The organism is Ectopseudomonas khazarica (genome assembly GCF_017915135.1).
GTDB lineage: Bacteria > Pseudomonadota > Gammaproteobacteria > Pseudomonadales > Pseudomonadaceae > Aquipseudomonas > Aquipseudomonas khazarica.
Window position 1 is genome coordinate 5,127,687 of sequence record NZ_CP068551.1, and the last position, 26,130, is coordinate 5,153,816.

Sequence of the window (26,130 nt, forward strand, 5' to 3'; positions counted from 1 at the left end):
CCCCCGCATGACCCTCGAGCGTGACGCCGCCGCCCAGGTTGCCAAGGTACTGTCCGAAGCCCTGCCCTATATCCGCCGCTTCGTCGGCAAGACCCTGGTGATCAAGTACGGCGGCAACGCCATGGAAAGCGAGGAGCTCAAGCAGGGGTTCGCCCGGGACATCGTGCTGATGAAGGCCGTCGGCATCAACCCGGTGGTCGTGCACGGCGGCGGCCCGCAGATCGGCGACCTGCTCAAGCGCCTGTCCATCGAGAGCCACTTCATCGACGGCATGCGCGTCACCGACACCGCGACCATGGACGTGGTGGAAATGGTCCTGGGCGGCCAGGTCAACAAGAGCATCGTCAACCTGATCAACCAGCATGGCGGCAGCGCCATCGGCCTGACCGGCAAGGACGCCTGCCTGATCCGCGCGCGCAAGCTCAAGGTCAGCCGCCAGACCCCGGAGATGACCCAGCCGGAGATCATCGATATCGGCCATGTCGGCGAGGTCACCGGGGTCAACACCGACCTGCTGAACATGCTGGTCAAGGGTGACTTCATCCCGGTCATCGCGCCCATCGGCGTCGGCCCGGACGGCGAGTCCTACAACATCAATGCCGACCTGGTGGCCGGCAAGGTGGCCGAGGCGCTGAAAGCCGAGAAACTGATGCTGCTGACCAACATCGCCGGCCTGATGAACAAGCAGGGCGACGTGCTCACCGGCCTGACCACCGAGCAGGTCAACGAACTGATTGCCGACGGCACCATCTACGGCGGCATGCTGCCGAAGATCAAGTGCGCCCTGGAGGCGGTGCAGGGTGGCGTGACCAGCTCGCACATCATCGATGGCCGCGTACCGAATGCCGTGTTGCTGGAGATCTTCACCGATATCGGCAACGGCACCATGATCAGCAACCGCAAGCGCCCCTGAAAGCCAGCCGCGCTCGCGGCTTGCTGATGCCCCTCTCCTGCTTGCGGGAGAGGGTGTCCATGGATCGGGGAAGGGTCAGGCAGGCGCCACGCTCTGGCAGCCCTGAAGCGGCATCGCCACAGGTTCCGATTAACCCCACAGGGGCACGGGAAACCTCAGCGCCTACGGCTTGCCCTGCGGTTCGCCGAACAGCTCGGCCAGGCGCGCACGATCCGCGGCGAAACCGGCTTCGGCGCGGCCACGCGCCTCCTTGTAGCGTGCAATGTCGCGCTGCAGCCGCTGCTGCTCTTCCTTGAGGTTGTTGATCTGCGCCAGCAGGTTTTCCGGCACCTGCCGGCCTGCACGCTCATGCTCGGCGGCCTGGCTCTGCAGGTTGGCCTGCTGCGTGCGCACCGACTGCAGATTGCCGCGCGCCACGTTGGTGACACTGTCGAGCTCCGCCAGCTTGCGCTCGCGGGCACGGTCGACATCGTTGAGGTTGGTATAGAGACGCAGCAGCTTCGCGTCATTGCTGGCGCGCACCTTTTCGGCCTGCATGCGGGCGAACTCTTCGGCCGTCGGCGCCGGCGGAATCACCCGCACCACACGTCCCTGGTCGTTCAGCACCTCGTAGCCCTTGCCGATGAATTCGGGCGGCACGCCCTGACGGCTGAGCACCGTGACACCCTTGTCGTCGACGTAGCGGTAAAGCTCGGCAGCCACTCCGGACAGCGGCAGTAGCAAGCTCAACAGCAGCGTACAGCGGGTCAGGAGCGGTGCAGACATAGAACGACCTTGTGCTAGGGCTAGATTCCGTACTCGGCGCGATAGGCTTCGACAGCCGGGAGATATTGCTTCAGTTCAGCATCCCCTGCCAGATATTCCAGTACCTGTTGTAGTGACACGATGCTCACTACCGGCATGGCGAAGTCGCGTTCGACCTCCTGGATCGCAGAAAGCTCGCCCTGGCCACGCTCCTGGCGGTTCAGCGCGATCAGCGTACCGGCCGCCTGGGCGCCCTGGCCCTGGATGATCTGCATCACTTCACGGATGGCGGTGCCGGCGGTGATCACGTCGTCGACGATCAGCACCCGCCCTTCCAGCGGCGCACCGACCAGCGTGCCACCCTCGCCATGATCCTTGGCTTCCTTGCGGTTGAAGCACCAGGGCAGATCACGGCCATGATGCTCGGCCAGCGCGACCGCCGTGGTCGCTGCCAGCGGAATACCCTTGTAGGCCGGGCCGAACAGCACGTCGAAATCGATGCCGCTGTCGACGATGGCCGCCGCATAGAAGCGCCCGAGCTGGGCCAGGGCCAGGCCGCTGTCGAACAGGCCGGCATTGAAGAAATAAGGACTGGTGCGCCCGGATTTGAGAGTGAACTGGCCGAAACGCAGAACACCGCGTTCGATGGCAAAGCGAATGAAATCACGCTGGTACGTTTGCATGAAAAGTCCCGGACGGCACGGATTTAGCTAAATGAGGTGAGCTCGGGTATCATACACGCACGTGTTTTTGGGGGCCATTTATGCGGATCATCAGTGTGAACGTGAATGGTATTCAGGCTGCGGCCGAGCGTGGATTGCTCAGCTGGCTGCAAGCCCAGAATGCCGACGTGATCTGCCTGCAAGACACCCGTGCCTCCGCCTTTGAACTGGACGACCAAGCCTTCCAACTGGATGGTTATTTCCTCTATGCATGCGACGGTGAAGTGCCCAGCCAAGGTGGCGTGGCGCTTTATTCGCGGTTGCAACCCAAGGCGGTGATCAGCGGCCTCGGCTTTGAAATGGCCGATCGCTACGGGCGCTACCTGCAGGCCGATTTCGACAAGGTAAGTATTGCCACCCTGCTCCTGCCTTCGGGTCGGGACGGGGACGAGAGCTTGAATCAGAAATTCAAGTTCATGGACGACTTCACCCATTATCTGGACAAGCAACGCCGCAAGCGCCGCGAGTACATCTACTGCGGTTCGCTGCATGTCGCTCACCAGAAGCTGGACGTGAAGAACTGGCGCGACTGCCAGCAGACTCCCGGATTCCTTGCGCCCGAGCGCGCCTGGATGGACGAGGTGATCGGCACCATGGGCTACGTCGACGCCCTGCGTGAAGTCAGCCGCGAAGGCGATCAGTTCAGCTGGTGGCCGGACAACGAACAGGCGGAGATGCTCAACCTGGGCTATCGCTTCGACTACCAGCTGCTGACCCCGGGCATGCGTCGCAGCGTGCGCAGCGCGCGCCTGCCGCGCCAGCCGCGCTTCTCCCAGCATGCGCCGCTGATCGTCGACTACGACTGGATTCTCAGCGTCTGAGCGCAAGGCATGAAAAAGCCGGCATTTCGCCGGCTTTTTACTGCGTGCTCGCCTACTTCACCAGGCGCCAGCTGAAGGGATAGCGGTAGGACTGCCCCTCGTTGGCCTTGATCCCGGCGATGATGGTCAGCACCAGGGCGGCCAGCCCCAGCAGCATGAGCAGCGGGAAGCCGATCACCACCACCATCAGGATGAAGCACACCACGGCGGCCAGGGCGACGCTGATCTGGAAGTTCAGCGCCTCCTTGCCCTGCTCATCGACGAACGGGTCCAGGTCCTTCTTCACCTGCCAGAGGATCAGCGGGCCGAGCAGATTGCCGAAGGGGAACACCAGCCCGAGAAATGCGGCGAAGTGACAGAACATCGCCCACTGACGGGCCTCCTGACTGGGGGTCGGAAGCGGATTCTGCAGTTCATCGTTCATCTGGGTGCTCCTTGCTCGGGAAGATCAGTCGGCCAGCGCGGCTTTCTGCAGCTCGAAGATTTCGTTCATGCCCTTCTGCGCCAGGGCCAGCATGGCATTGAACTCGTCCGGCTGGAAAGGCGCGCCTTCGGCGGTGCCCTGCACCTCGATGAAGCCGCCCGCGTCGGTCATCACCACGTTGAGGTCGGTCTCGGCGGCCGAGTCTTCCAGGTAGTCCAGGTCCAGCACCGGCTCGCCCTGGTAGATGCCGACCGACACCGCGGCGATCATCTGCTTGAGCGGCTCGCCCTTCAGCGAGCCACGCTTCTTCAGCACCTTCAGCGCATCGATCAGCGCCACCATGGAACCGGTGATCGAGGCGGTACGGGTACCACCGTCGGCCTGGATCACGTCGCAATCGACGTACAGGGTGTTCTCACCCAGCTTGCTCATGTCCAGCGCGGCGCGCAGCGAGCGGCCGATCAGGCGCTGGATCTCCAGGGTACGGCCGCCCTGCTTGCCACGGCTGGCCTCGCGCTGGTTACGGTCGCCGGTGGCGCGCGGCAGCATGCCGTACTCGGCGGTCAGCCAGCCCTGGCCCTGACCTTTGAGGAAGCGCGGCACGCCCGACTCGACGCTGACGGTGCAGATCACCTTGGTATCGCCGAACTCGACCAGGACCGAGCCTTCGGCGTGCTTGGTGTAGTTGCGGGTGATGCGAATCGAGCGCAACTGATCGGCGGCGCGGCCACTGGGACGTTTCATCGAGCGATACCTACTTCATTAAGTGAAAACAGCACGCATTATAGGGGGCCGCAGAGCAGGACGACATGCCGAATTGGCAGCGGCAGACGGCAGGCGCGCCCCGGCGGATCAGCCGGGCATGAAATGGGCACGCCCCCTGGGCTACAATCCTGCGTTTTTCGAGCCGAATCCCGCGAGGTACTCCCATGGTTCACAGCATGACGGCCTTTGCCCGCAACGAGCAGGCGACCGCCCACGGCACCCTGAGCTGGGAACTGCGCTCGGTCAATCATCGCTACCTGGAGCCGCACCTGCGCCTGCCGGAAGCCTTCCGCGACCTCGAAGGCGCCGTGCGCGAGGCGCTGCGCCAGGGGCTGTCGCGCGGCAAGGTGGAATGCACCCTGCGCTTCGCCGAAGAGGCGACCGACAAGCAGCTGCAGGTCGACAGCGAGCGCGCACGCCAGCTGATCGCCGCCGCGGAGCAGGTCGCCGCGCTGATCCAGCAGCCCGCCCCGCTCAACCCGCTGGAAGTGCTGGCCTGGCCCGGCGTGCTGGTCGCCGACTCGGCCGACCCGCAGGCCCTCAACGCCGCCGCCCTCAGCCTGTTCGCCGAAGCCCTCGGCGAACTCAAGGCCGGCCGTGCCCGCGAGGGCGCCGAACTGGCCAAGCTGCTGGCTGATCGCCTCGACGCCATTCTCGACGAGGTCGCCGCCCTGCGCGAACTGGTCCCGCAGATGCTGGCCGGCCAGCGCGCCAAGATCGAGACGCGCTTCGCCGAGATGCAGGCCGAGCTCGACCCGCAGCGTCTGGAGCAGGAGCTGGTGCTGCTGGCGCAGAAGAGCGACGTCGCCGAAGAACTCGACCGCCTCAGCACCCACGTCAGCGAAGTGCGCCGCGTACTCAAGGCCGGCGGCGCTGCCGGGCGCCGCCTGGACTTCCTCATGCAGGAACTCAACCGCGAAGCCAACACTCTCGGCTCCAAGGCCTTCGACCCGCGCAGCACGCAGGCTGCAGTGAACCTGAAGGTGCTCATCGAGCAGATGCGCGAGCAGGTACAGAATATCGAGTAACGTCAGCCACACGGCTGCTATCTTTCGTTCAACGCTTTTCCCAGGATCGCTTTCATGGCCACCACCGGCACCCTCTACATCGTTTCCGCACCCTCCGGCGCCGGCAAGACCAGCCTGGTCAAGGCCCTGATCGACAGCGAGGTGCAGATTCGCGTCTCGGTTTCGCACACCACCCGCGCCATGCGCCCAGGCGAGCAGGACGGGGTGAACTATCACTTCGTCGAGCATGCCCAGTTCACTGCCATGATCGAGCGCAGCGAGTTTCTCGAACACGCCCAGGTCTTCGACAACTTCTACGGCACCTCGCAGAAGTGGGTCGAGCAGACCCTGGCCGAGGGCTTCGACCTGATTCTGGAAATCGACTGGCAGGGCGCCCAGCAGGTGCGCAAGCTGATGCCGCAGGCCAAGTCCATCTTCATCCTGCCGCCGACCCAGGAAGCCTTGCGCCATCGCCTGACCAACCGCGGCCAGGACAGCGGCGAGACCATCGAGCGGCGCATGCGCGAGGCCGTCAGCGAGATGAGCCACTACGTCGAGTACGACTATCTGGTGATCAACGACGATTTCAACCATGCCCTGAGCGACCTCAAGGCGATCTTCCGTTGCAACCAGCTGGCGCAATCGCAGCAGCAACAACGCCATGCCGGCCTGCTCAGCGAGCTGCTGGCATAACGGCAGCCACCGGCGTCAAGCCACAAGCCGCAAGTAAAAGCAAGACCGGATTGACGCCTTCTTCTAGCTTGAAGCTTGAAGCTGCTTTACAATATTCAGTCCGCTCGCCCGCTCGGGCCAAGCTTATCCGCACACGTTACGAGGAACACCATGGCTCGCGTTACCGTCGAAGATTGCCTGGACAACGTTGATAACCGCTTCGAACTGGTCATGCTCGCGACCAAGCGTTCGCGCCAACTGGCCACCGGCGGCAAGGAGCCGAAGGTCGCTTGGGAAAACGACAAGCCGACCGTCGTCGCCCTGCGCGAAATCGCTGCCGGCCTGGTCGATGCCGAGATCGTCGCCCAGGAAGACATCGTTGAAGAAGAGCCGCTGTTCGCTGCTTTCGAGGAAGAGGCCAACGAGCCTCTGTAAGTCGATGATGCCGGGTCGAAGTCGCTCGCAGCACGAGGCCAGTCATTCGGGGAGCATCCCATGGCTGGCATAGACGCTCTCGCCGATCGGCTTTCGACCTACCTCGGCCATGACCAGGTCAACCTGGTCCGCCGAGCCTATTTCTACGCCGAACAGGCGCACGATGGCCAACGCCGCCGCAGTGGCGAAGCCTACGTGACCCATCCGCTGGCCGTGGCCAGCATCCTCGCCGACATGCACATGGACCATCAGAGCCTGATGGCCGCCATGCTACACGACGTCATCGAAGACACCGGCATCGCCAAGGAAGCGCTCAACGCGCAGTTCGGCGAAACCGTGGCCGAACTGGTCGACGGGGTCAGCAAGCTGACCCAGATGAACTTCGAGACCAAGGCCGAGGCCCAGGCCGAGAACTTCCAGAAGATGGCCATGGCCATGGCCCGCGACATTCGCGTGATCCTGGTCAAGCTCGCCGACCGCCTGCACAACATGCGCACCCTCGATGCCATGCCGCACGAGAAGAGCCGGCGCATCGCCAAGGAAACCCTGGAAATCTACGCGCCCATCGCCAACCGCCTGGGCATGCACGCCATGCGCGTGGAGTTCGAGGACCTCGGTTTCAAGGCCATGCACCCGATGCGCTCCGAGCGCATCCGCGCCGCCGTGCGCCGCGCCCGGGGCAACCGCAAGGAAATCGTCGCCAAGATCGAGGAGTCGATCCAGCTCTGCCTGCAGCACGAGGGCATGGAAGGCGAAGTCATCGGCCGCGAGAAGCACCTCTACAGCATCTACCAGAAGATGCGCGGCAAGCGTAAGGCGTTCAACGAGATCATGGACGTCTATGCCTTCCGCATCATCGTCGACAAGGTCGACACCTGCTACCGCGTGCTCGGCGCCGTGCACAACCTGTACAAGCCGCTGCCCGGCCGCTTCAAGGACTACATCGCGATTCCCAAGGCCAACGGCTACCAGTCGCTGCACACCACGCTGTTCGGTATGCACGGCGTGCCCATCGAGATCCAGATCCGCACCCGCGAGATGGAAGAGATGGCCAACAACGGCATCGCCGCACACTGGCTGTACAAGTCCAGCGAGGACGAAGCGCCCAAGGGCAACCACGCCCGTGCGCGGCAGTGGGTCAAGGGCGTGCTGGAGTTGCAGCAACGCGCCGGCAACTCGCTGGAGTTCATCGAGAGCGTGAAGATCGACCTGTTCCCGGACGAGGTCTACGTGTTCACGCCCAAGGGCCGCATCATGGAGCTGCCGAAAGGCTCCACGGCGGTCGACTTCGCCTACGCGGTGCACACCGACGTCGGCAATACCTGCATCGCCTGCCGCATCAACCGCCGCCTGGCGCCGCTGTCGCAAGCCCTGGAAAGCGGCTCGACGGTGGAAATCGTCACCGCCCCGGGCGCCCGGCCGAACCCGGCCTGGCTCAATTTCGTGGTCACCGGCAAGGCGCGCACGCACATCCGCCATGCGCTCAAGCAGCAGCGCCGCTCCGAGTCCATCAGCCTCGGCGAACGCCTGCTGAACAAGGTGCTGGCCAGCTTCGACACGCACCTGGAGAAGATCAGCGCCGAGCGCATCCAGACCGTGCTGGGCGAATACCGCCAGGAGGTCATCGAGGACCTGCTCGAAGACATCGGCCTGGGCAACCGCATGGCCTACGTGGTCGCCCGCCGCCTGCTCGCCGAGAGCAGCGACGACGCCCTGCCCAGCAGCGAAGGGCCGCTGGCGATTCGCGGCACCGAAGGCCTGGTGATGAGCTACGCCAAGTGCTGCACGCCGATTCCGGGCGACCCCATCGTCGGCTACCTGTCCGCCGGCAAGGGCATGGTGGTGCACATGGAAAGCTGCCGGAACATCGCCGACATCCGCCACAACCCGGAAAAATGCATCCAGCTCAACTGGGCCAAGGATGTCACCGGCGAATTCAATGTCGAACTGCGCGTCGAACTGGAGCACCAGCGTGGCCTGATCGCCCTGCTGGCCAGCAGCGTCAATGCCGCCGATGGCAACATCGAGAAGATCGGCATGGACGAACGCGACGGGCGCATCAGCGTCGTGCAACTGGTGATCAGCGTGCATGACCGCGTGCACCTGGCCCGGGTGATCAAGAAGTTGCGTGCGCTCAAGGGCGTGATGCGTATCACTCGGGTGCGCGCCTGACACAATCCACCCATTTCCAGCCTGTAGGCTGGGTGCTCGACCCAGCCAGTTCTCACAAGGAGCGATTCATGAGCAAGACCGTCATCAGCAGCGACAAGGCCCCCGCCGCCATCGGCACCTACTCCCAGGCCATCAAGGCCGGCAACACCGTCTACATGTCCGGGCAGATCCCGCTGGACCCGGTGAGCATGGAGCTGGTCGAAGGCTTCGAGGCCCAGACCGTGCAGGTGTTCGAGAACCTCAAGGCCGTGGCTGAAGCCGCCGGTGGTTCGTTCAAGGACATCGTCAAGCTGAACATCTTCCTCACCGACCTCTCGCACTTCGCCAAGGTCAACGAGATCATGGGTCGCTACTTCGAGCAGCCCTACCCGGCACGCGCCGCCATCGGCGTTGCCGCCCTGCCGCGTGGCTCGCAGGTGGAAATGGACGCTATTCTGGTTCTGGAATAAGTCCCGAGGCGGGGCGCACGGCCCCGCCCTTCTCCCCCCTGCATGGAGATCACCATGCGTCTGACAGCTCTGTTGTTAGCCAGCGCCCTGCTGGCCGGCTGCGCCAGCACACCGAACAACGACCCCAGCGGAACCTGGATCAACCAGGCAGCCATCGATGCCGCCAGCGCCAGCGGGCGCCTGCGCGAAGCCCTGCTCGCCTATGGCCCGAACCTGGAATGGCAGATCGACCCGGCGCAGCGACAAGCCAGCTACAGCAACGGTTTCGAGCTGGCAGAAGGCAGGCTGCAGGCCGCCGGCGAAGGCCGCTGGCAGGTCACCTTCTACGGCGACTACCAGGAGCGGCTCAGCGTCGAGGATGGCCAACTGGTGCAGGTGGCCAGCGAGTACTGGCCCGAACAGCAGTTCACCCGCGTCGACAGCAAGGAAGGCCCGGCACCACTGGGCAGCCGCTTCGAGCAGGCCCTGTACCGTGACTACCTGGGTGGCGACTGGCTGATCGAGGAAGGCATCGGCCAGGGTGGCCTGGTGCGCTTCCAGGTCGACGGCCAGGTCGAAGGACTGCCCGGTGCCGAGCGTTTCGCCCTGTGCCTGGCCGGTGATTGCGCGGCCATGAGCGGTGAGAACGACAGCCTCTGGCTCCAGGCGGGCGACCAGGGCAGCCCCTGGCTGTTCGTCCATGAAGGCAACCAGTTGCGTATCTTCGAAGCACAGAACCGTGCCCAGTTCGACGAAATGCCCGAGTACCAGCCAGGCCCGCAGCGCTGGCTGCTCAAGCGCCGGCAACCATGAGCCGGGCGGCGGGCTAGTCGAGCAGCCCGCCCAGCACCAGCGACACCCCCAGCAGCGACAGCAGCGCCCCGCACCCGCGGTCCAGCCAGCGCACCCGCTGCTGCAGCCAGCCGCGCCAGCGCGGATAGGCCAGCAGGCGTACCAGGGCCAGGTCCCAGCCCCAGACCACCAGGGTCATCCACAGCATGGCCAGGAGCAGGCCCCAGCTCGGCATGGCGGCTTCGCGCAGGACACCGAACAGCCCCGCGTAGAACAGCGGCAGCTTGGGATTCAGGCTGCTGGCCAGCAGCCCCTGGCGCAGCCCCCTCGTCCAGCCGCCCAGCGCCACCTGCGCAGCGTCCGGCAGGTGCAGGTCGCGCCGTGACAGCAGTGCCTGCACGCCGATCCAGGCGAAGTAGACCCCACCGACCAGCTGCAGCACCCTCCAGAACGGCCCACCCTGCCCGGGCAGTGCCTGCAGGGCCAGCAGCACCAGCAGCATGCTCAGCAGGTTGGCCAGGGCGATGCCGGCGGCGCACCCGTCCGCCTGGCGACGCCCCTGGCTCAGCGCGGTGCGAATCAGCAGGAAGAAGTCCGGCCCCGGCGACAGCAAGGCGGCAAAGTGGGTACTGGCGACCAGGGCGAACAGCGCGAGCATGAGAGACGACCTCCTTGGCAATGGAGGTCAGTTTCCGGGGAGCCCGGCGCTGCGGTCTTGAAGAAAACTCAGGTCGCGGCAAGACGCCGGAACTGGCCCGGCGTGACGCCGGTGAAGCGCTTGAAGGTCGCGGAGAAATGCGCCTGATCGCAGAAGCCGAGGCCCAGCGCCACCTCCACGGGCGTCTGCTCGCTCAACAGCAGGCGCTTGGCTTCACGCACCCGGCGCTGCAGCAGGTAGGTGTGCGGCGGTACGCCGTAGGCACGACGAAAGGCCTCGATCAGGTGCCGCGGATGGCGCTGCACCAGACGGGCCAGTTCATCCAGGCTGACCGCCTGTGCGTGATGCGCCTCCAGATAGTCTCGCACCCAGGCCGTCATGCCACCGTCGCGTGGCGCGGCACGCACCGCGCGCAGGCCGCCATGGCGGACGAACACCTGCTCGAGCAGCGCCAGCAACTCGCTTTCCAGGGTCAGCGCGTCGCTGTGCTCGAAGGCACTCGCCAGCCGCGCGAGCCCGGCCGCCACCTGGCCATCATCGGCCGGGTTGAGCTCGCGAAACCCCTCGGGCAGGCGCTTACGCCCGAGCAGCGCGGGCAGGCGCGCCTCTTCGACATAGAGCATGCGATAGACCACCCGTGCCGACTCGGCATGCCCGGTGTGCGGCTCCTCGGGGTTCATCAGCGACAGGGTGCCGGCCGGCAGGGCATAGCGCTGCCCCCGGCACTGATACCCGCCGACGCCCTGCACGATGGCGCCGACGGCAAAGGCATCGTGGCTGTGGCGGCCGAACGCCTGCCCGGAGAAGTCGGCGTGGAACAGCTCCACGCCCGGCAACCAGGGCCTGGCCAGCAAGCGGTTACCGGCCAACCTCAGGCGTCCTGCAACATCGCCGCGTAGCCCTCGCGGTAACTGGGGTATTGCGGCGCCCAGCCCAGGGCCCGGGCGCGGGCGTTGCTGCAACGCTTGCTGCCGGCACGCCGGACACGCTGCTCGTCGCTCCAGTGGCTGACACCCAGGCGCTCACGCAGCCAGGCCACCACCTCATGCAGCGCGGCGGGCTCATCGTCGACGCCCAGATAGAGATCGGCCAGCGGCGTGCCGGCGGCGTCCGCCTGCAACAAGGTCGCGAGCAGCCCGGCGGCATCGTCGACATGGATACGGTTGCCATACAGCGGCGGCGTCTCGCTGACGCGATAACCATCACGCACCTGGCTCAGCAGCCACTGCCGGCCCGGCCCGTAGAGACCGGTCAGGCGCACGGCGGTCGCCGGCAGGCCGCTGTCGAGGGCGACGCGCTCGGCCTCGCGCATGATCAGCGCCGAATAGCTCTGCGCCTCGGCCGGGGAATCCTCGTCGATCCACTCGCCCTCCTGCTGGCCATAGACGCCACTGCTGGAGGCGAACAGGATGCGCCGTGGGCGCTGCCCGTGCAGCGCCAGCCAGCCCAGGGTGCGACGCAGCCCGTCGACGTAGGCAGCGCGATAGCCGGCCTCGTCGTGCTGGGTGGCGGCGGCGCAGTAGACCAGGTAGTCCAGGGGCTGCCGTGGCCAGTCCGCCGGGCACGGGTCCGCGTGCAGATCACCGGCCACCGGCTCGATGCCGGCCGGCAGGGCCGCGACGTTGCGGCGCAGCCCCAGTACGCGCCAGCCAGCGTCGGCCATGCGCTGCCCAAGGCGGCTACCGACATCGCCACAACCGACGATCAGCAGACTGTTAGGTGCGGACATGCTCTTCTCCATGACGTTTAGGCGAAGGCGCAGTGTAACAGGCCGCTCAGACACCTCGGCGAGGACGTCAGCGCCCGGCCGCAACAGCTGGAAGGCAGGCTCGCGCCGGCAGCCAGCCTGTTGATCGGACTCGCGCACGCGCCTGCCACGGCAACACATATTGTTCTCAAACAGTCGGTCAGCCCGGTTGGTTCATCGCAATGCAAAGGCTATGCTTAGCGGCAACTTAATGGATAAACACTATGACCCTCACCGAACTGCGTTACATCGTCACCCTCGCTCAGGAACAGCACTTCGGGCGTGCCGCCGAGCGCTGCCATGTCAGCCAGCCGACCCTGTCGGTGGGCGTGAAGAAGCTGGAGGACGAGCTCGGCGTGCTGATCTTCGAGCGCAGCAAGAGCGCCGTGCGCCTGACGCCGGTCGGTGAGGGCATCGTGATCCAGGCGCAGAAGGTACTGGAGCAGGCGCAAGGCATCCGCGAGCTGGCCCAGGCCGGCAAGAACCAGCTGGCGGCGCCGTTGAAGATCGGCGCCATCTACACCGTCGGTCCCTACCTGTTCCCGCACCTGATTCCGCAGCTGCACCGGGTCGCCCCGGACATGCCGCTGTACATCGAGGAAAACTTCACCCATATCCTGCGCGACAAGCTGCGCACCGGGGAGCTGGACGCGATCATCATCGCCCTGCCCTTCCAGGAGGCCGATGTACTGACCAAGCCGCTGTACGACGAGCCGTTCTACGCGCTGCTGCCGGCCGGCCACCCCTGGGCGGAGATGGAAACCATCGACACCAAGCTGCTCAACGACAAGAGCCTGCTGCTGCTCGGCGAGGGCCACTGCTTCCGCGACCAGGTGCTGGAAGCCTGCCCGACGCTGCGCAAGGGTGGCGACGACCACGGCAAGCACACCACGGTGGAATCCAGCTCGCTGGAGACCATCCGCCACATGGTCGCCTCCGGCCTGGGTGTGTCGATCCTGCCGTTCTCGGCGGTCGACAGCCACCACTACGCCCCTGGCGTGATCGAGGTGCGTCCGCTCAGCGCGCCGGTGCCCTTCCGCACCGTGGCCATCGCCTGGCGCGCCAGCTTCCCGCGGCCCAATGCCATCGAAGTCCTGGCCGACTCCATTCGCCTGTGCTCGGTCGCTCGCAGCCCGCAGACCAAGAGCGCCTGAGGTCCAGAGTGACGGAGCTGTCAGCGGTTTCCGTGACCGCGCTGAAAGGCGTGGGTGCCGCGCTGGCGGAAAAACTCGCCAAGGTCGGCCTGGAAAACCTGCAGGACGTGCTGTTCCACCTTCCGCTGCGCTACCAGGACCGCACACGCATCACCCCCATCGGCGCGCTGCGCCCCGGCCAGGACGCGGTGGTCGAGGGCATCGTCGCCGGTGCCGACGTGGTCATGGGGCGTCGCCGCAGCCTGCTGGTGCGCCTGCAGGACGGCAGCGGCACCCTGAGCCTGCGCTTCTTCCATTTCAGCCAGGCGCAGAAGGAAGGCCTCAAGCGCGGTACCGCGCTGCGCTGCTACGGTGAGGTGCGTCCAGGGGCCACCGGCCTGGAGATCTACCACCCGGAGTACCGCGCGCAGAGCGGCGACGAACCGGCGCCGGTGGAACAGAGCCTGACCCCCATCTACCCGACCACCGAGGGCCTGACCCAGCAGCGCCTGCGCCAGCTCAGCCAGCAGGCGCTGGCACGCCTCGGGCCACGCAGCCTGCCGGACTGGCTGCCCGATGAGCTGGCCCGCGACTACCGCCTGGCGCCGCTGGACGAAGCCATCCGCTATTTGCACCGCCCGCCGCCCGACGCCGATGTCGAAGAGCTCGCCGAAGGCCGCCACTGGGCCCAGCACCGTCTGGCCTTCGAGGAACTGCTGACCCACCAGCTGTCGCTGCAACGCCTGCGAGAACAGGTGCGCGCCCAGCAGGCGCCAGCCCTGCCGCCGGCACAGAAACTGCCGGCGCAGTATCTGAAGAACCTGGGCTTCGCCCCGACCGGCGCACAGCAACGGGTCGGCGCCGAGATCGCCTACGACCTGGCGCAAGGCGAACCCATGCTGCGCCTGGTGCAGGGCGACGTTGGTGCCGGCAAGACGGTGGTCGCCGCCCTGGCTGCGCTGCAGGCGCTGGAGGCCGGCTACCAGGTGGCACTGATGGCCCCCACGGAGATTCTCGCCGAGCAGCACTTCCTCAACTTCAGCAAGTGGCTGGCGCCACTCGGGCTGGAGGTCGCCTGGCTGGCCGGCAAGCTCAAGGGCAAGGCGCGCGCCAGTGCGCTGGAGCAGATCGCTGCCGGCTGCCCCATGGTGGTGGGCACCCATGCGCTGTTCCAGGACGAGGTGAAGTTCAAGCGCCTGGCCCTGGTGATCATCGACGAACAGCACCGTTTCGGCGTCCAGCAACGCCTGGCCCTGCGCCAGAAGGGCATCGACGGGCGCCTGAGCCCGCACCAGCTGATCATGACGGCCACCCCCATCCCACGGACCCTGGCGATGAGCGCCTACGCCGACCTGGACACCTCGATCCTCGACGAGTTGCCGCCTGGACGCACGCCGGTGAACACCCTGGTGATCGCCGACAGCCGCCGCATCGAGGTGATCGAGCGGGTGCGCAATGCCTGCCAGCAGGGGCGCCAGGCCTACTGGGTGTGCACCCTGATCGAGGAATCCGAAGAACTCACCTGCCAGGCAGCCGAGACCAGTTTCGAAGAGCTTTCCGCCGCCCTCGGCGAACTGCGCGTGGGCCTGATTCACGGGCGCATGAAGCCGGCCGAGAAAGCCGCCGTGATGGACGAGTTCAAGCAGGGCAAGCTGCAGCTGCTGGTCGCCACCACGGTGATCGAGGTAGGCGTCGACGTGCCCAACGCCAGCCTGATGATCATCGAAAATCCGGAACGCCTCGGCCTGGCGCAACTGCACCAGCTGCGCGGCCGGGTCGGCCGGGGCAGTGCAGCCAGCCATTGCGTGCTGCTCTATCATGCACCCTTGTCACAGCTGGGTCGTGAACGCCTGGCCATCATGCGTGAAACCACCGACGGTTTCGTCATCGCCGAGAAGGACCTGGAGCTGCGCGGCCCCGGCGAAATGCTCGGTACGCGGCAGACCGGCCTGCTGCAGTTCAAGGTCGCCGATCTGATGCGCGACGCCGACCTGTTGCCCGCCGTTCGCGACGCGGCACACGCTCTTTTGGAACATTGGCCGCAACATGTGGCTCCATTGTTGGAACGCTGGTTGCGTCACGGCCAGCAATACGGTCAAGTGTGAGCCCGTTCACAGGACAACCGTCGCCACGAACCTTTGCGCAAGTCCCCGCTGGTTATACTCCGGGGTAGACGCGTCACTGCCGGATACCGATATGACTGAAGCCGCCCTCGCCCCCAACGCCACGCCGCAGCCGCCCAGCGTCATCCTGCAGCTGCTGGAAAAACTCGCCGTGCCCTACCAGGTACGCGCCGAGAGGCCCGGCCTGCCCGCCGCCGCACGCCTGCAGGCGGTGCTGCTGGACGACGCCGTGGGCGCCCTGCTGGTGCTCTATCCGCGCAGCCAGCTGCTCGACCTCGGTCGCCTGGCCGAACTCACCGGGCGCCAGCTGACCGCGGTCAAGCCGGAACGCCTGGAGCGCATGCTCGGCAAGCACAACCTCGCGGCGCTGCCGGGCCTGCCGCCGCTGACCAGCTCGCCCTGCCTGTACGAGGAGCGCCTGCTGCAGGCGCCCAGCCTGCTGATCGAGTCCGGCCAGCCCGGCGTGCTGCTGGAGATCCCCACCGAGGCCTACAAGAGCCTGCTGAGCAAGGCCAGCGCGGCACGCTTTGGCGAGCCGGTGAGCGCGATCAAACCCAACCTCGACCGTCCGCACGACGACCGCGCGGAAATCACCCAGGCCGTGCAGGCCTTCACCGCACGGCGCATCCAGCAGCGCCTGGAAGAGACCATCGAGATTCCGCCACTGCCGGAAACCGCGCAGAAGATCATCAAGCTGCGTGTCGACCCCAACGCCACGGTGGACGACATCACCGGCGTGGTCGAGACCGACCCGGCACTGGCCGCCCAGGTGGTCAGCTGGGCGGCCTCGCCCTACTACGCCGCGCCCGGCAAGATCCGCTCGGTGGAGGACGCCATCGTCCGCGTGCTGGGCTTCGATCTGGTGATCAACCTGGCGCTGGGCCTGGCCCTGGGCAAGACCCTCAGCCTGCCCAAGGACCAGCCGCAACACGCCACGCCCTACTGGCAACAGGCGATCTACACCGCAGCGGTGATCGAGGGCCTGACCCGCGCCATGCCGCGCGCGCAACGCCCCGAGGCGGGCCTGACCTACCTGGCCGGGCTGCTGCACAACTTCGGCTACCTGGTGCTGGCGCACGTCTTCCCGCCGCACTTCTCGCTGATCTGCCGCCACCTGGAGGTCAACCCGCATCTGCCGCACAGCTATATCGAGCAGCACCTGCTGGGGATCACCCGCGAGCAGATCGGCGCCTGGCTGATGCGCCACTGGGACATGCCGGAAGAGCTGGCGAACGCCCTGCGCTTCCAGCACGACCCCGACTATGCCGGCGACGGCGCCGCCTTCGCCAACCTGGTGTGCCTGGCGGTCAGCCTGCTGCGCAACCGCGGCATCGGTGCCGGGCCACAGAGCGAAATTCCCGATGAACTGTTCGAGGCACTCGGCCTGACCCGCGACAAGGCGGAAGACGCGGTGAGCAAGGTACTCAGCGCCGAAGTCGCCCTGCGCGAGCTGGCAGCGCAGTTCAACCCCAGCCACTGAGGGCGCGGGGTCACTGCGCGGGCGCAGCCCCCTTGCGCAGCTGTTCGCGGCGCTCGGCGAACAGCTGCGGCACCACCTCCAGACTGACGGCCAGCAACTGGCTGACGCTGGCCTGCTCGTACAGGCTGGCGTACTCGGCCAGCTGGTCACTGGGCATCTGCCGGTAGGCATAGAGCATGAAGGATTCCACGGCCTGCTGGCTGGACTGGCGAATCGCATCCGCCTGGGTCTGCGTCTGGCGCTGCAGCTCAGCCTCGTCGAGGTTCTCGCCACGCGCCCTGAGCGCCAGCAACGCCTGGGTCTTGCCGACTTCGTAGCGCAGCAGGCTGGCCAGCTCGGTGGTGCGCGCCGCCGCATCCAGACGCCTGATCAGCTCCACCCGCGCGCCACGCGGCGGCCGCTGCTGCAGGCGCTGGCGATATTCGCCGAGCACTTCCGGCTGTTCGCCGACCGCCCGCTCGGCGGCGGTGAAACGCTGCGCGAGGGGGCCGTCGAGACGCGCACGGGCCTGTTCGGCCTGGTCTTCGTCGAGTCGCTGCCCGACCCGCTCGGCCAGGTCCAGGCAGAACGCCTCACCCGCGAACAGCTGGGCAAGGCGCTTCTGTTCGCTCTCACCCTGGCCGCGCTGCAGCAATGGCAGGCTCTGCTCGCACAGCAGGTGGATGCCGGCCAACTCGAACAGCGGCAGCAGGGTCTTGCTTGAGCTTGGCTCGGCCCGCACGGCGGTCGCGGCCAGCAACAGCAGGGGCAACAGGAAAAGGCGCATGGTCGGGCGTTCCACGATGACTTGCCTGGCAAGCCTAACCAAAGCGCGGCGTGGCGGCCAGCCGCGAGCCGCCCGGTTGCCGATCAGGCCGCCTTTTTCGGCGCCTCGGCCTTTTTCTTCGGCGTCAGGTACTTGGTCAGGCCCTGGAACCACATCACCAGCGCCGGGTTGCCCTGGATCTGGATGTCCTTGTTCTGGATACCCTGCATGAAGGCCAGCTGCTTGTTCTTCGCGGTCATGGTTTCGAAACCGTAGACGGCGTCCTTGAAGCCGATGGCGAACGCCGGCTCGGCAGTGCTGCCACGCTTGCTGCTGACGCGCTGGCCGGAGACGATGAAGTGACGGGCGACCTTGCCGTCCAGCGTGTGCAGCTGGAAGACCATGTCGCGGCCTTCGAGTTGCTGGCGGAACGCCGGGTTGTCACGACTGGCCTTGGCCATCAGGCGGCCCAGCATCCACAGAAGAAAACGGAATTTCATGCACAGGCCCTCGTGATCGAAGATGATGGGCGCGCATTGTAGTGGTTTTCTCGCAAGACTACAGCCTGTCGAAAGCATGGCTGCAATGGCGAGGACGCAGCCGGGCTGCGGAGGGGGAGCCCGGAGCCGAGCGGCTCCGGGCGATGGGCTCAGTTGACCGCGTCTTTCAGGGACTTGCCCGGTTTGAAGGCGACGGTATTGCTGGCCTTGATCTTCACCGGCTGGCCGGTTTGCGGGTTCTTGCCCGTACGTGCGCCACGATGACGCTGGACGAAAGTACCGAAGCCAACCAGGGTCACACTGTCCTTGCGGTTCAGTGCGCCGGTGATTTCTTCCAGTACGGCGTTGAGTACACGATTGGCCTGATCCTTGGTCAGATCAGCCTTTTCGGCGATGGCGGCGGCGAGTTCCGGTTTACGCATAGATGCCTCTTTGACGGTTTTTTGTTGTTGTGTCCGTGCTGTCCTTCCAGAACAGCGCCCAAGGCGCCGCAACAGCTCTGCGCTGCGGCAGACCCTTGGGAGAATGGCATGCCGCATCGCACTGCGCCAGTCTCATAGGACAGTTTAGTCAGGCAATTTCGTGGCGTATCCGACAGAACGGCAGGCAATCATGCCAGCAGCGCGGGCAGTTCCTTGTTCAGGGCCAGTTTCTCCTGCACCGCCGCACCGGTCAGCGCGTAGCCCAGCAGCGCCCCGGAAGCATCGCGGCAGAGCGCCTTGATGTCGCTCCCCGAACCCTCGACCGTCCACTCGCCCTGGCTGTCGCGCGGCGGCGGCGAGACGACCAGCGGGCACACCGGCGTCTTCACCGTCACCGGCATCGGCCCATAGCTGACGGCGGTCGGCTCGCCGGCCAGGGTCTTGGCCAAGGCACGGGCACAGGCCATCAGCGGCATGACGTAGAGCAGGTTGAGGCCATCGACCTCGGCGCAGTCACCCAGCGCGTGGATGTTGGCGTGCGAGGTCCGCAGCTGACGGTCGACCATCACCCCGCGATTGACGTCGAGACCGGCAGCAGCGGCCAACGCGATACGCGGACGCAGGCCGACGGCGGAGACCACCGCATCGCACTCGATCTGCGTGCCATCGGCCAGCACGGCCTGCAACGCATTGCCCTGGTGGTGCAGGCTGGCCAGCACCGGACCCAGGTGGAAGCGCACCCCCAGCCCCTCCAGGCCGGCCTGCACCGCAGCGGCCGCCGCCGGGTGCAACAGGCCGGGCATCACCTGCTCACAGGGCGCCAGCAGTTCCACCTGATAGCCGCCCGCGCTGAGGTCATTGGCGAATTCGCAGCCGATCAGGCCGGCCCCGAGAATCAGCACCCGGCGCTTGCCGACTACGGCATCACGGAAACGGGCGTAGTCTTCGAGATCATTGATCGGGAAGATCGCATCCTGGGCATCGCCCTCCACCGGCACGCGAATCGGCTCGGCGCCCCAGGCCAGCACCAGGTCACGGTAGGGCACCGCCTCCTCGCCGATCCACAGGCGCTTGTGGCCCGGGTCGATACCGGTGATGCGGGTGTGGGTGCGGATTTCCGCCTTGAGCTGCTCGGCCATGGCGCCGACCTCGGCCATGGCCAGGCCATCGGCGTCCTTGTTCTTGCCGAAGCCGGTGGACAGCATCGGCTTGGAGTAGGAACGCCCGTCGTCAGCGGTGATCAGCAACAGGGGCGTCTCGCTGTCGAGCTTGCGCCACTCCTTGGCCAGGTTGTAGCCGGCCAGGCCGGTACCGACGATCACTAGGGGTGCGCTCATGCATGAATCCTCGCTGCGAAAACGACACGACGGCCAGGCGGCCGTCGTCGTGAATCAATGAGAAGCCGCTGGAAACGGCGGCCAGACTCGGAAGGTGCTGACAAAGGTCAGGCAAGACGCAGCAATTTGTCAGCGCCCCCTCAGACGATCTCGATCATCTCGAAGTCGACCTTGCCCACGCCACAGTCCGGGCAGACCCAGTCGGCCGGCACGTCTTCCCAGGGCGTACCGGGTGCAATGCCCTCCTCGGGCAGCCCCAGAGCCTCGTCGTAGATGAAACCGCAGACGATGCATTGCCACTTGCGCATGGTACAGGCCTCCTCGAGAGATGGCGGACACACCCTACTGGATCGTACCGCGACTGGCTAGCCAGTCGGAGGTTGGGCACGCCAGAGCATAGGCCATCGACACGGCGTGCGCGCCACGTCTCAGCCGGCCAGCATGCGCCCGGTTTCCTCCAGGTTGATGTGCCACTGCAGCGCTTCGCGGAGGATGTGCGGGGTGTGCCCGCCACGGGCACAGGCGCGCTCGAAGTAGTCGCCGAGCGGCCCCCGGAAGTCCGGATGCACGCAGTTGTCGATCACCGCCCGGGCGCGTTCGCGCGGCGCCAAGCCACGCAGGTCGGCCAGGCCCTGCTCGGTGACCAGGATGTCGACATCGTGCTCGCTGTGATCGACGTGGCTGACCATCGGCACCACGCTGGACACCGCCCCACCCTTGGCGATCGACTTGGTGACGAAGATCGCCAGGTGGGCGTTGCGGGCGAAATCGCCGCTGCCACCGATGCCGTTCATCATCCTGGTGCCGCCGACGTGGGTGGAGTTGACGTTGCCGTACAGGTCGAACTCCAGCGCCGTGTTGATGCCGATGATGCCCAGACGGCGCACCACCTCGGGGTGGTTGGAGATTTCCTGCGGGCGCAGCACCAGGCGCTCCTTGTAGCGCTCGAGATTGCCGAACACATCGGCATTGCGGCGCGCCGAGAGGGTGATCGAGCTGCCTGAGGCGAAGGCCAGCTTGCCGGCATCGAACAGGTCGAAGGTGGAGTCCTGCAGCACCTCCGAGTACATGCTCAGGTTCTCGAATGGCGAATGGATCAGCCCGCACATCACCGCATTGGCGATCGAGCCGATACCGGCCTGCAGCGGGCCGAGGCTGTTGCTCATGCGCCCGGCATCGACCTCGCGCTGGAAGAAGGCGATCAGGTGGTCGGCGATGGCCTGCGTCTCGACGTCCGGTGGCAGCACGGTGGACGGCGAGTCGGGCTGGTCGTTGACCACGATGGCGACGATCTTCTCCGCCGGGATCGGGATCGCCGTGCTGCCGATACGGTCGTCGACGCGGGTCAGCGGGATTGGCGTGCGCGTCGGCCGGTAGGTGGGGATGTAGATGTCGTGCAGGCCCTGCAGGTTCGGGTTGTGCGCCAGATTGATCTCGACGATCACCCGCTCGGCGAAGATGGCGAAGCTGGCCGAGTTGCCCACCGAGGTGGTCGGCACGATGTGCCCCTGCTCGGTGATGGCCACCGCTTCGATCACCGCGATGTCGGGCTTCTTCAGCTGGTGGTTGCGCAGCTGTTCGACGGTCTCGGAGAGGTGCTGGTCGATGAACATCACGCGGCCGTCGTTGATCGCCTTGCGCAGCGTGGCATCGACCTGGAACGGCATGCGCCGGGCCAGCACGCCGGCTTCGGTCAGCTGCTTGTCGAGGTCGTTGCCGAGGCTGGCGCCGGTCATCAGGCTGATGCTCAGCGGGGCCTGGCGCGCACGCTCGGCCAGCGCCAGCGGCACCGCCTTGGCCTCGCCGGCACGGGTGAAACCGCTCATGCCGACGGTCATGCCGTCCTCGATCAGGGCGGCCGCCTCGGCCGCAGTCATCACCTTGTCCAGCAGCGAAGGCTGGCGCACACGATCTGCATACATCGGGAACCTCGACAGGCGGGGATAGCACGGAGGGCGAGCAGTCTAGTGGCCGCACTGCCTCGCGCCTCTACCACGAAAGTAGGATTGAACCCTCTAGAACGGGCCTTTCGTCGGATTTCGAGGCAACCGGACAGAAGCAAAGTGCCATCTCCGGCCTGACGCAATCGGAGCACTGGCCGACGCCCACACGTATGTCCACGCGGTCCGACTTCGGCAGTATCGCCAGGCCTCGGCAGCGGATAAGCCGTGCTCACCCATAACAACAAGAGGCTTGCACCGATGAACCTCGTCCTTTGTGCGGCGTCCCTGGCGCTGCTCGGCCTGACCCTCTGGGTGCTGTTGCGCTGGGGTCGCCTGCGCTGCACCGGCAGCGAGCCGGTCGGCCTGTTCACCTTCCTGGCGATCCTCTTCACCTCCGGGCTCGACATGGGGCTGATCATCTTCCCGATGACCGAATTCCCGATCTACGCCAGCGAGCAGCCCTACCAGTTCTCCAACCCGCTGGCGGTCGCCTTCGGCTTCTGGGGCTTCCTGATCTGGGCCATGTACTTCGTCACCACCTTCTACTTCTGCGTGATCGAGCCCAGGGTGCGCCTGTTCGAACTGCGCCCGGTGAAGCTGGTGAACAACCTGGTGATCGTCTCCACCTGCGCCTTCACCGCGTACCTGTTCCTGGTCAACATCGCCTGGTACGCGCCGGAGATCAGCGAAACCTGGCAGTACCTGACGGTGGTCGCCATCCTGCTCGCCGCGATCTATTCCAGCACCGACATCCGCTAGCTGAAGGTACTCAGCGTGGCCTCCACCTGGCTGTTCTTCGGCCTGATCCTGGCGATGGCCATCGTCGGCGGGGTCGGCCCGGACAGCTTCGCCCGGGCGGCCGGCGACATCGGCAGCGGCTACTTCGCCAAGCTGCCGCACTTCGTCGTGCCGCTCAGCGACTATCACGCCTTCTACCTGTTCTGGTGGTTCGCCTGGAGCATCATGATCGGCCAGTTCGTCTCGCGCTTCGTCGGCGGGCTGAAGACCTACCAGCTGCTGCTGGCGCTGCTGATCATCCCGTCGATTCCCCTGGCGATCTGGTTTGCCGTGCTCTACCACTACTTCACCGATGGCATCGCCATCGCGCCACTGTGGAAGCTGGCGATGCTCGCGGTCGGGGTGATCTTCGTGATCAACTCGGTGGACTCCCTGGTGCGCCTGTACAGCGACAACCTGGGGCTCAGCGTGCAGCGGCTGGGGCGTGCGCGCTTCATCGCCTGCCACTTCGTCCTGCTCGGCGCGCTGGTGCTGACGTTCCGCTTCACGCCGTTCGAGATTCAATGGGTCGGGCTGACGGTCATCGGCCTGTATGCCGCCACCCTGGGGCTGCTCGCGCTACGCTGCCGCCCTGCCCTGCAGAGCATCGGCGGCCGCTCGGTCAGTCGAGCTTGAGGACCTTGGCCAGCACCACCTTGGGGCCTTTCATCTTCTTGACGATGATGCGCAGGCCGTCGGTCTCCAGCACTTCCTCCTCCTCGGGCATGCGCTTGAGGGTCTCGTAGATCAGGCCGGCCAGGGTCTCGGCCTCGATGTGGTCGAGGTCGACACCGAGCAGGCGCTCGACCTTGGCCAGCGGCGTGTCACCGCGTACCAGCAGCTTGCCCGGCTGGTATGCCAGGATGCCGCGCTCGGCCTTGCGGTGCTCGTCCTGGATGTCGCCGACCAATGCCTCCAGCACATCCTCCATGGTCAGGTAGCCGATGACCTTGCCGTCGGCTTCCTCGACCAGCGCGAAGTGCGCACCGCCCTGGCGGAACTGCTCGAGCAGCTGCGACAGCGGCATGTGCCGGCTGACCCGCTCCAGGGGATGCATCATGTCGCCGAGCTTGAGCGCCGAGGGCAGCATTTCCAGCAGCGACAGCTGCAGCAGCAGGTCCTTGATGTGCAGCACGCCGACGAACTCTTCCTTGCTCTCGTCGTAGATCGGATAGCGGCTGTACTTGTGCCGGCGGAAGGTGGTGAACACCTGGTCCAGGCTGGCGTTGAGTTCCAGGTAGACCAGATCCTCGCGCGAGTTGGCCCAGTCCACCACTTCCAGCTCGCCCAGTTCGACGGCCGAGGCCAGCACGCGCAGGTCCTGGTCGCTGTCGGCGCTGGCGCGGCTGGAGTGCAGGATCAGCTTCAGCTCTTCGCGGCTGTAGTGGTGTTCATGATGCGGGCCGGGCTCGCCCTGCCCGGCGATGCGCAGGATGGCGTTGGCGCTGGCGTTGAGGACGAAGATCGCCGGGTACATCAGCCAGTAGAAGGCGTACAGCGGCGCCGCCGTCCACAGCGACAGCAGCTCCGGCTTGCGAATCGCCCAGGACTTGGGCGCCAGCTCGCCGATGACGATGTGCAGGTAGGAGATGATGGCGAACGCAGTGAAGAAGGCGATGCCGTGGATCAGCGCCGGCGAATCGATACCCAGTGCCGCCAGCAGCGGAGTCAGCAGCTCGGCGAAGGCCGGCTCACCGACCCAGCCCAGGCCCAGCGAAGCCAGGGTGATGCCCAGCTGGCAGGCCGAGAGGTAGGCGTCCATCTGGTTGTGCACGGTGCGCAGGATGTGCCCGCGCCAGCCATGCGCCTCGGCCAGCGCGTCGACCTTGGTGGCACGCAGGCGCACGATGGCGAACTCGGCGGCAACGAAGAAGCCGTTGAGCAGGACCAGAAACAGGGCGAACAGCATGAGGCCGAAGTCGGCGAGATAGGTGGAAACGGAGAGGCTCGTGGAGGGGTCCATGAAGGTTCGGGTTGGCCAATGATCGCTAGAGGGTGGAGCCTCGCCGCGCCGAATGCAAGCATTCAGCGGGCGCGCTGCACCACCTGGGCCGGGGCGAAGTGACAGGTGAAGGTACTGCCGCGGCCCAGCTCGCTGCCGATCTCCAGGTTGCCGCGATGGCGCAGCAGCACATGCTTGACGATCGCCAGGCCCAGCCCGGTGCCGCCCGTGTTGCTGGCACGGCTGGAGTCGACGCGGTAGAAACGCTCGGTCAGGCGCGGCAGGTGCTTGGCGTCGATGCCCATGCCCGTGTCGCTGACGGCCAGGTGCGCGCCCTTCTCGTCACCCCACCAGCGGATGCGGATCTCGCCGCCGGCCGGCGTGTACTTGACCGCGTTGAACACCAGGTTGGAAAACGCGCTGCGCAGTTCGGCCTCGCTGCCCTTGAGCTTGAGGTGCGGATCGGCCTCCAGGCTGATGCGATGCAACTGATCGGCTGACAGCGCCTGGGCGTCGTTGCGGATCGACAGCAGCATCAGGTCGACCGCGACCGGCTGATTGTCCGAGGGATAGTCCGTGGCCTCCAGCTTGGCCAGCAGCAGCAGGTCGTTGAGCAGCGTCTGCATGCGCGCGCCTTGCTGCTGCATCTGCTGCAGGGCACGCAGCCAGCGCGGATTGACCGCTTCGACGTTGTCCAGCAGGGTCTCCAGATAGCCGGCGATCACCGTCAGCGGCGTGCGCAGTTCGTGGGAGACGTTGGCGACGAAGTCCTTGCGCATCTGTTCCAGCTGATGGAGACGGGTGACATCACGCACCAGCAGCAGATGCTCGCGGTTACCGTAGCGGGTGATATGGAACTGCAGGCGCCGACGGTCATTGACCGGCGAGGGAATCTCCAGGGCATCGGCATAGTTGCCGCGCTCGAAGTACTCCTTGAAGCGCGGGTCGCGCACCAGGTTGGCCAGCTGCTGGCCACTGTCCTGGGGGGTTTTCAGGCCCAGCAGGGTCTCGGCGGCACGGTTCCACCATTCCAGGTTGCCCTGGCTGTCGAGCATCACCACCGCATCCTTGAGCGCAGCGGTGGACTCCTGCACGCGGTCGATCACCGCCTGCAGGCGGCCACGCGCCTTCTGGTTGCGCCGTTGCAGGTGGTAGATGCTGTCGAACACCTCACCCCACAGGCCGTAGCCGTCCGGTGGCGGTTCGTCGGGTTTGTGCTCGCGCAGCCATTTGTGCAGGCGCAACAGCTGGCTGAGGGTCCAGCCCAGGTGAATGGCCAGGCCACACGCCAGCACCCAGGCATATTCGCCGGTGACGAAACCCAGCAGCAGGCAGGCGCCGATCAGCAGCAACAGCCGGCGCACCACGGCACCACGCCAGTCTTGATTCACGATGGAACGCATCCTTGTCTGAAGAGCGAGCTCGCAG

General features: G+C 66.0%; 28 protein-coding genes. 13 read left to right on the forward strand and 15 right to left on the reverse strand.

The features are described 5' to 3' along the window. Positions 1–7: 7 nt before the first annotated feature. On the forward strand, positions 8–913 hold the full coding sequence (gene argB, locus JLK41_RS24075) for an acetylglutamate kinase (protein ID WP_037051158.1): 906 nt from the start codon (positions 8–10) through the stop codon (positions 911–913). Positions 914–1,075: 162 nt separating this feature from the next. Here argB and JLK41_RS24080 read toward each other — a convergent pair whose 3' ends face one another. Further along, a complete protein-coding gene (locus tag JLK41_RS24080) occupies positions 1,076–1,678 on the reverse strand; it encodes a DUF4124 domain-containing protein (RefSeq protein ID WP_210390013.1) in 603 nt (200 codons plus the stop codon). 20 nt (positions 1,679–1,698) lie between these two features. Beyond that, positions 1,699–2,340, reverse strand: coding sequence for an orotate phosphoribosyltransferase (gene pyrE / locus JLK41_RS24085; RefSeq protein WP_037051153.1), 642 nt, complete (start codon positions 2,338–2,340; stop codon positions 1,699–1,701). A gap of 80 nt (positions 2,341–2,420) precedes the next feature. Here pyrE and JLK41_RS24090 point away from each other — a divergent pair, with 80 nt between their 5' ends. Continuing rightward, entirely contained in the window at positions 2,421–3,200 is a 780-nt protein-coding gene (locus JLK41_RS24090) for an exodeoxyribonuclease III (protein WP_037051151.1), read from the forward strand. A gap of 52 nt (positions 3,201–3,252) precedes the next feature. On the opposite strand, the gene JLK41_RS24095 is transcribed toward JLK41_RS24090, so the two are convergent. Both JLK41_RS24095 and rph read right to left on the reverse strand, forming a co-directional pair. Beyond that, positions 3,253–3,624: a DUF4870 domain-containing protein gene (locus tag JLK41_RS24095; protein WP_037051149.1), complete on the reverse strand. Its 372-nt coding sequence runs from the start codon at positions 3,622–3,624 to the stop codon at positions 3,253–3,255. A 24-nt stretch (positions 3,625–3,648) separates the two neighbouring features. After that, entirely contained in the window at positions 3,649–4,368 is a 720-nt protein-coding gene (gene rph, locus JLK41_RS24100) for a ribonuclease PH (RefSeq protein ID WP_037051147.1), read from the reverse strand. A gap of 185 nt (positions 4,369–4,553) precedes the next feature. Between rph and JLK41_RS24105 the strand changes: the two genes are divergently transcribed. The 6 genes from JLK41_RS24105 (at position 4,554) to JLK41_RS24130 (ending at position 9,916) form a co-directional block, all read left to right on the forward strand. Beyond that, entirely contained in the window at positions 4,554–5,417 is an 864-nt protein-coding gene (locus JLK41_RS24105; protein ID WP_134677630.1) for a YicC/YloC family endoribonuclease, read from the forward strand. A 54-nt stretch (positions 5,418–5,471) separates the two neighbouring features. Then, on the forward strand, positions 5,472–6,089 hold the full coding sequence (gene gmk, locus JLK41_RS24110; RefSeq protein ID WP_037051141.1) for a guanylate kinase: 618 nt from the start codon (positions 5,472–5,474) through the stop codon (positions 6,087–6,089). A 150-nt stretch (positions 6,090–6,239) separates the two neighbouring features. Continuing rightward, positions 6,240–6,503 (forward strand): DNA-directed RNA polymerase subunit omega, encoded by a 264-nt coding sequence (gene rpoZ / locus JLK41_RS24115; RefSeq protein WP_037051139.1) that lies wholly within the window; start codon positions 6,240–6,242, stop codon positions 6,501–6,503. Positions 6,504–6,563: 60 nt separating this feature from the next. Further along, positions 6,564–8,675: a bifunctional GTP diphosphokinase/guanosine-3',5'-bis pyrophosphate 3'-pyrophosphohydrolase gene (gene spoT / locus JLK41_RS24120; RefSeq protein ID WP_037051137.1), complete on the forward strand. Its 2,112-nt coding sequence runs from the start codon at positions 6,564–6,566 to the stop codon at positions 8,673–8,675. Between the two features lie 68 nt (positions 8,676–8,743). Then, positions 8,744–9,124, forward strand: coding sequence for a RidA family protein (locus JLK41_RS24125; protein WP_037051135.1), 381 nt, complete (start codon positions 8,744–8,746; stop codon positions 9,122–9,124). Between the two features lie 54 nt (positions 9,125–9,178). Beyond that, the gene (locus JLK41_RS24130) at positions 9,179–9,916 is read left to right on the forward strand and encodes a hypothetical protein (RefSeq protein WP_179555199.1); all 738 of its coding nucleotides are present in this window, start codon (positions 9,179–9,181) and stop codon (positions 9,914–9,916) included. Positions 9,917–9,929: 13 nt separating this feature from the next. On the opposite strand, the gene JLK41_RS24135 is transcribed toward JLK41_RS24130, so the two are convergent. The 3 genes from JLK41_RS24135 to JLK41_RS24145 all read right to left on the reverse strand — a co-directional run bounded on the left by JLK41_RS24135 (position 9,930) and on the right by JLK41_RS24145 (position 12,282). Beyond that, positions 9,930–10,553 carry a LysE family translocator gene (locus JLK41_RS24135; RefSeq protein ID WP_210390014.1) on the reverse strand — a complete coding sequence of 208 codons (624 nt, stop codon included), beginning with the start codon at positions 10,551–10,553 and terminating at the stop codon, positions 9,930–9,932. 68 nt (positions 10,554–10,621) lie between these two features. Next, positions 10,622–11,422 carry a helix-turn-helix transcriptional regulator gene (locus JLK41_RS24140; RefSeq protein WP_134677627.1) on the reverse strand — a complete coding sequence of 267 codons (801 nt, stop codon included), beginning with the start codon at positions 11,420–11,422 and terminating at the stop codon, positions 10,622–10,624. A gap of 2 nt (positions 11,423–11,424) precedes the next feature. Next, on the reverse strand, positions 11,425–12,282 hold the full coding sequence (locus tag JLK41_RS24145) for an NAD-dependent epimerase/dehydratase family protein (RefSeq protein ID WP_210390015.1): 858 nt from the start codon (positions 12,280–12,282) through the stop codon (positions 11,425–11,427). Positions 12,283–12,524: 242 nt separating this feature from the next. Here JLK41_RS24145 and JLK41_RS24150 point away from each other — a divergent pair, with 242 nt between their 5' ends. The 3 genes from JLK41_RS24150 (at position 12,525) to JLK41_RS24160 (ending at position 17,036) form a co-directional block, all read left to right on the forward strand. After that, entirely contained in the window at positions 12,525–13,454 is a 930-nt protein-coding gene (locus JLK41_RS24150; RefSeq protein ID WP_210390016.1) for a hydrogen peroxide-inducible genes activator, read from the forward strand. 8 nt (positions 13,455–13,462) lie between these two features. Further along, positions 13,463–15,538, forward strand: coding sequence for an ATP-dependent DNA helicase RecG (gene recG, locus JLK41_RS24155; protein WP_037051124.1), 2,076 nt, complete (start codon positions 13,463–13,465; stop codon positions 15,536–15,538). A gap of 91 nt (positions 15,539–15,629) precedes the next feature. Continuing rightward, the gene (locus JLK41_RS24160; RefSeq protein ID WP_037051115.1) at positions 15,630–17,036 is read left to right on the forward strand and encodes an aminoacyl-tRNA deacylase and HDOD domain-containing protein; all 1,407 of its coding nucleotides are present in this window, start codon (positions 15,630–15,632) and stop codon (positions 17,034–17,036) included. 10 nt (positions 17,037–17,046) lie between these two features. Here JLK41_RS24160 and JLK41_RS24165 read toward each other — a convergent pair whose 3' ends face one another. From JLK41_RS24165 to JLK41_RS24190, 6 genes are all read right to left on the reverse strand, one after another. Continuing rightward, positions 17,047–17,802, reverse strand: coding sequence for a hypothetical protein (locus JLK41_RS24165; protein ID WP_175253732.1), 756 nt, complete (start codon positions 17,800–17,802; stop codon positions 17,047–17,049). 83 nt (positions 17,803–17,885) lie between these two features. After that, positions 17,886–18,281, reverse strand: coding sequence for a helicase (locus JLK41_RS24170; RefSeq protein WP_134677625.1), 396 nt, complete (start codon positions 18,279–18,281; stop codon positions 17,886–17,888). A 149-nt stretch (positions 18,282–18,430) separates the two neighbouring features. Continuing rightward, positions 18,431–18,703, reverse strand: a complete 273-nt coding sequence (locus tag JLK41_RS24175) for an HU family DNA-binding protein (RefSeq protein WP_003242571.1) — start codon at positions 18,701–18,703, stop codon at positions 18,431–18,433. A gap of 188 nt (positions 18,704–18,891) precedes the next feature. Beyond that, complete coding sequence (locus JLK41_RS24180; protein ID WP_210390017.1) at positions 18,892–20,040, reverse strand: NAD(P)/FAD-dependent oxidoreductase; 1,149 nt, start codon at positions 20,038–20,040, stop codon at positions 18,892–18,894. 140 nt (positions 20,041–20,180) lie between these two features. Further along, a complete protein-coding gene (locus tag JLK41_RS24185; protein WP_037051106.1) occupies positions 20,181–20,348 on the reverse strand; it encodes a rubredoxin in 168 nt (55 codons plus the stop codon). A 120-nt stretch (positions 20,349–20,468) separates the two neighbouring features. Beyond that, the gene (locus tag JLK41_RS24190) at positions 20,469–21,962 is read right to left on the reverse strand and encodes a succinyl-CoA:acetate CoA-transferase ScpC (protein ID WP_047587232.1); all 1,494 of its coding nucleotides are present in this window, start codon (positions 21,960–21,962) and stop codon (positions 20,469–20,471) included. A 279-nt stretch (positions 21,963–22,241) separates the two neighbouring features. Here JLK41_RS24190 and JLK41_RS25420 point away from each other — a divergent pair, with 279 nt between their 5' ends. Both JLK41_RS25420 and JLK41_RS25425 read left to right on the forward strand, forming a co-directional pair. Then, the gene (locus tag JLK41_RS25420; protein ID WP_244976456.1) at positions 22,242–22,742 is read left to right on the forward strand and encodes a BCCT family transporter; all 501 of its coding nucleotides are present in this window, start codon (positions 22,242–22,244) and stop codon (positions 22,740–22,742) included. 15 nt (positions 22,743–22,757) lie between these two features. After that, positions 22,758–23,396, forward strand: a complete 639-nt coding sequence (locus tag JLK41_RS25425; protein ID WP_244976457.1) for a BCCT family transporter — start codon at positions 22,758–22,760, stop codon at positions 23,394–23,396. Here the strand turns inward: JLK41_RS25425 and JLK41_RS24200 are convergent. Both JLK41_RS24200 and phoR read right to left on the reverse strand, forming a co-directional pair. Further along, positions 23,383–24,723 carry a hemolysin family protein gene (locus JLK41_RS24200; RefSeq protein ID WP_037051098.1) on the reverse strand — a complete coding sequence of 447 codons (1,341 nt, stop codon included), beginning with the start codon at positions 24,721–24,723 and terminating at the stop codon, positions 23,383–23,385. The genes JLK41_RS25425 and JLK41_RS24200 overlap by 14 nt on opposite strands. A gap of 62 nt (positions 24,724–24,785) precedes the next feature. Continuing rightward, positions 24,786–26,105 (reverse strand): phosphate regulon sensor histidine kinase PhoR, encoded by a 1,320-nt coding sequence (gene phoR, locus JLK41_RS24205; RefSeq protein ID WP_037051097.1) that lies wholly within the window; start codon positions 26,103–26,105, stop codon positions 24,786–24,788. Positions 26,106–26,130 lie beyond the last annotated feature (25 nt).

Coding starts and splice junctions, on each gene's coding strand:
- argB (WP_037051158.1), top strand. CDS start 8: ATGACCCTCGAGCGTGACGCCGCCGCCCAGGTTGCCAAGGTACTGTCC.
- JLK41_RS24080 (WP_210390013.1), bottom strand. CDS start 1,678: ATGTCTGCACCGCTCCTGACCCGCTGTACGCTGCTGTTGAGCTTGCTA.
- pyrE (WP_037051153.1), bottom strand. CDS start 2,340: ATGCAAACGTACCAGCGTGATTTCATTCGCTTTGCCATCGAACGCGGT.
- JLK41_RS24090 (WP_037051151.1), top strand. CDS start 2,421: ATGCGGATCATCAGTGTGAACGTGAATGGTATTCAGGCTGCGGCCGAG.
- JLK41_RS24095 (WP_037051149.1), bottom strand. CDS start 3,624: ATGAACGATGAACTGCAGAATCCGCTTCCGACCCCCAGTCAGGAGGCC.
- rph (WP_037051147.1), bottom strand. CDS start 4,368: ATGAAACGTCCCAGTGGCCGCGCCGCCGATCAGTTGCGCTCGATTCGC.
- JLK41_RS24105 (WP_134677630.1), top strand. CDS start 4,554: ATGGTTCACAGCATGACGGCCTTTGCCCGCAACGAGCAGGCGACCGCC.
- gmk (WP_037051141.1), top strand. CDS start 5,472: ATGGCCACCACCGGCACCCTCTACATCGTTTCCGCACCCTCCGGCGCC.
- rpoZ (WP_037051139.1), top strand. CDS start 6,240: ATGGCTCGCGTTACCGTCGAAGATTGCCTGGACAACGTTGATAACCGC.
- spoT (WP_037051137.1), top strand. CDS start 6,564: ATGGCTGGCATAGACGCTCTCGCCGATCGGCTTTCGACCTACCTCGGC.
- JLK41_RS24125 (WP_037051135.1), top strand. CDS start 8,744: ATGAGCAAGACCGTCATCAGCAGCGACAAGGCCCCCGCCGCCATCGGC.
- JLK41_RS24130 (WP_179555199.1), top strand. CDS start 9,179: ATGCGTCTGACAGCTCTGTTGTTAGCCAGCGCCCTGCTGGCCGGCTGC.
- JLK41_RS24135 (WP_210390014.1), bottom strand. CDS start 10,553: ATGCTCGCGCTGTTCGCCCTGGTCGCCAGTACCCACTTTGCCGCCTTG.
- JLK41_RS24145 (WP_210390015.1), bottom strand. CDS start 12,282: ATGTCCGCACCTAACAGTCTGCTGATCGTCGGTTGTGGCGATGTCGGT.
- JLK41_RS24150 (WP_210390016.1), top strand. CDS start 12,525: ATGACCCTCACCGAACTGCGTTACATCGTCACCCTCGCTCAGGAACAG.
- JLK41_RS24160 (WP_037051115.1), top strand. CDS start 15,630: ATGACTGAAGCCGCCCTCGCCCCCAACGCCACGCCGCAGCCGCCCAGC.
- JLK41_RS24165 (WP_175253732.1), bottom strand. CDS start 17,802: ATGCGCCTTTTCCTGTTGCCCCTGCTGTTGCTGGCCGCGACCGCCGTG.
- JLK41_RS24170 (WP_134677625.1), bottom strand. CDS start 18,281: ATGAAATTCCGTTTTCTTCTGTGGATGCTGGGCCGCCTGATGGCCAAG.
- JLK41_RS24175 (WP_003242571.1), bottom strand. CDS start 18,703: ATGCGTAAACCGGAACTCGCCGCCGCCATCGCCGAAAAGGCTGATCTG.
- JLK41_RS24180 (WP_210390017.1), bottom strand. CDS start 20,040: ATGAGCGCACCCCTAGTGATCGTCGGTACCGGCCTGGCCGGCTACAAC.
- JLK41_RS24185 (WP_037051106.1), bottom strand. CDS start 20,348: ATGCGCAAGTGGCAATGCATCGTCTGCGGTTTCATCTACGACGAGGCT.
- JLK41_RS24190 (WP_047587232.1), bottom strand. CDS start 21,962: ATGTATGCAGATCGTGTGCGCCAGCCTTCGCTGCTGGACAAGGTGATG.
- JLK41_RS25420 (WP_244976456.1), top strand. CDS start 22,242: ATGAACCTCGTCCTTTGTGCGGCGTCCCTGGCGCTGCTCGGCCTGACC.
- JLK41_RS24200 (WP_037051098.1), bottom strand. CDS start 24,723: ATGGACCCCTCCACGAGCCTCTCCGTTTCCACCTATCTCGCCGACTTC.
- phoR (WP_037051097.1), bottom strand. CDS start 26,105: ATGCGTTCCATCGTGAATCAAGACTGGCGTGGTGCCGTGGTGCGCCGG.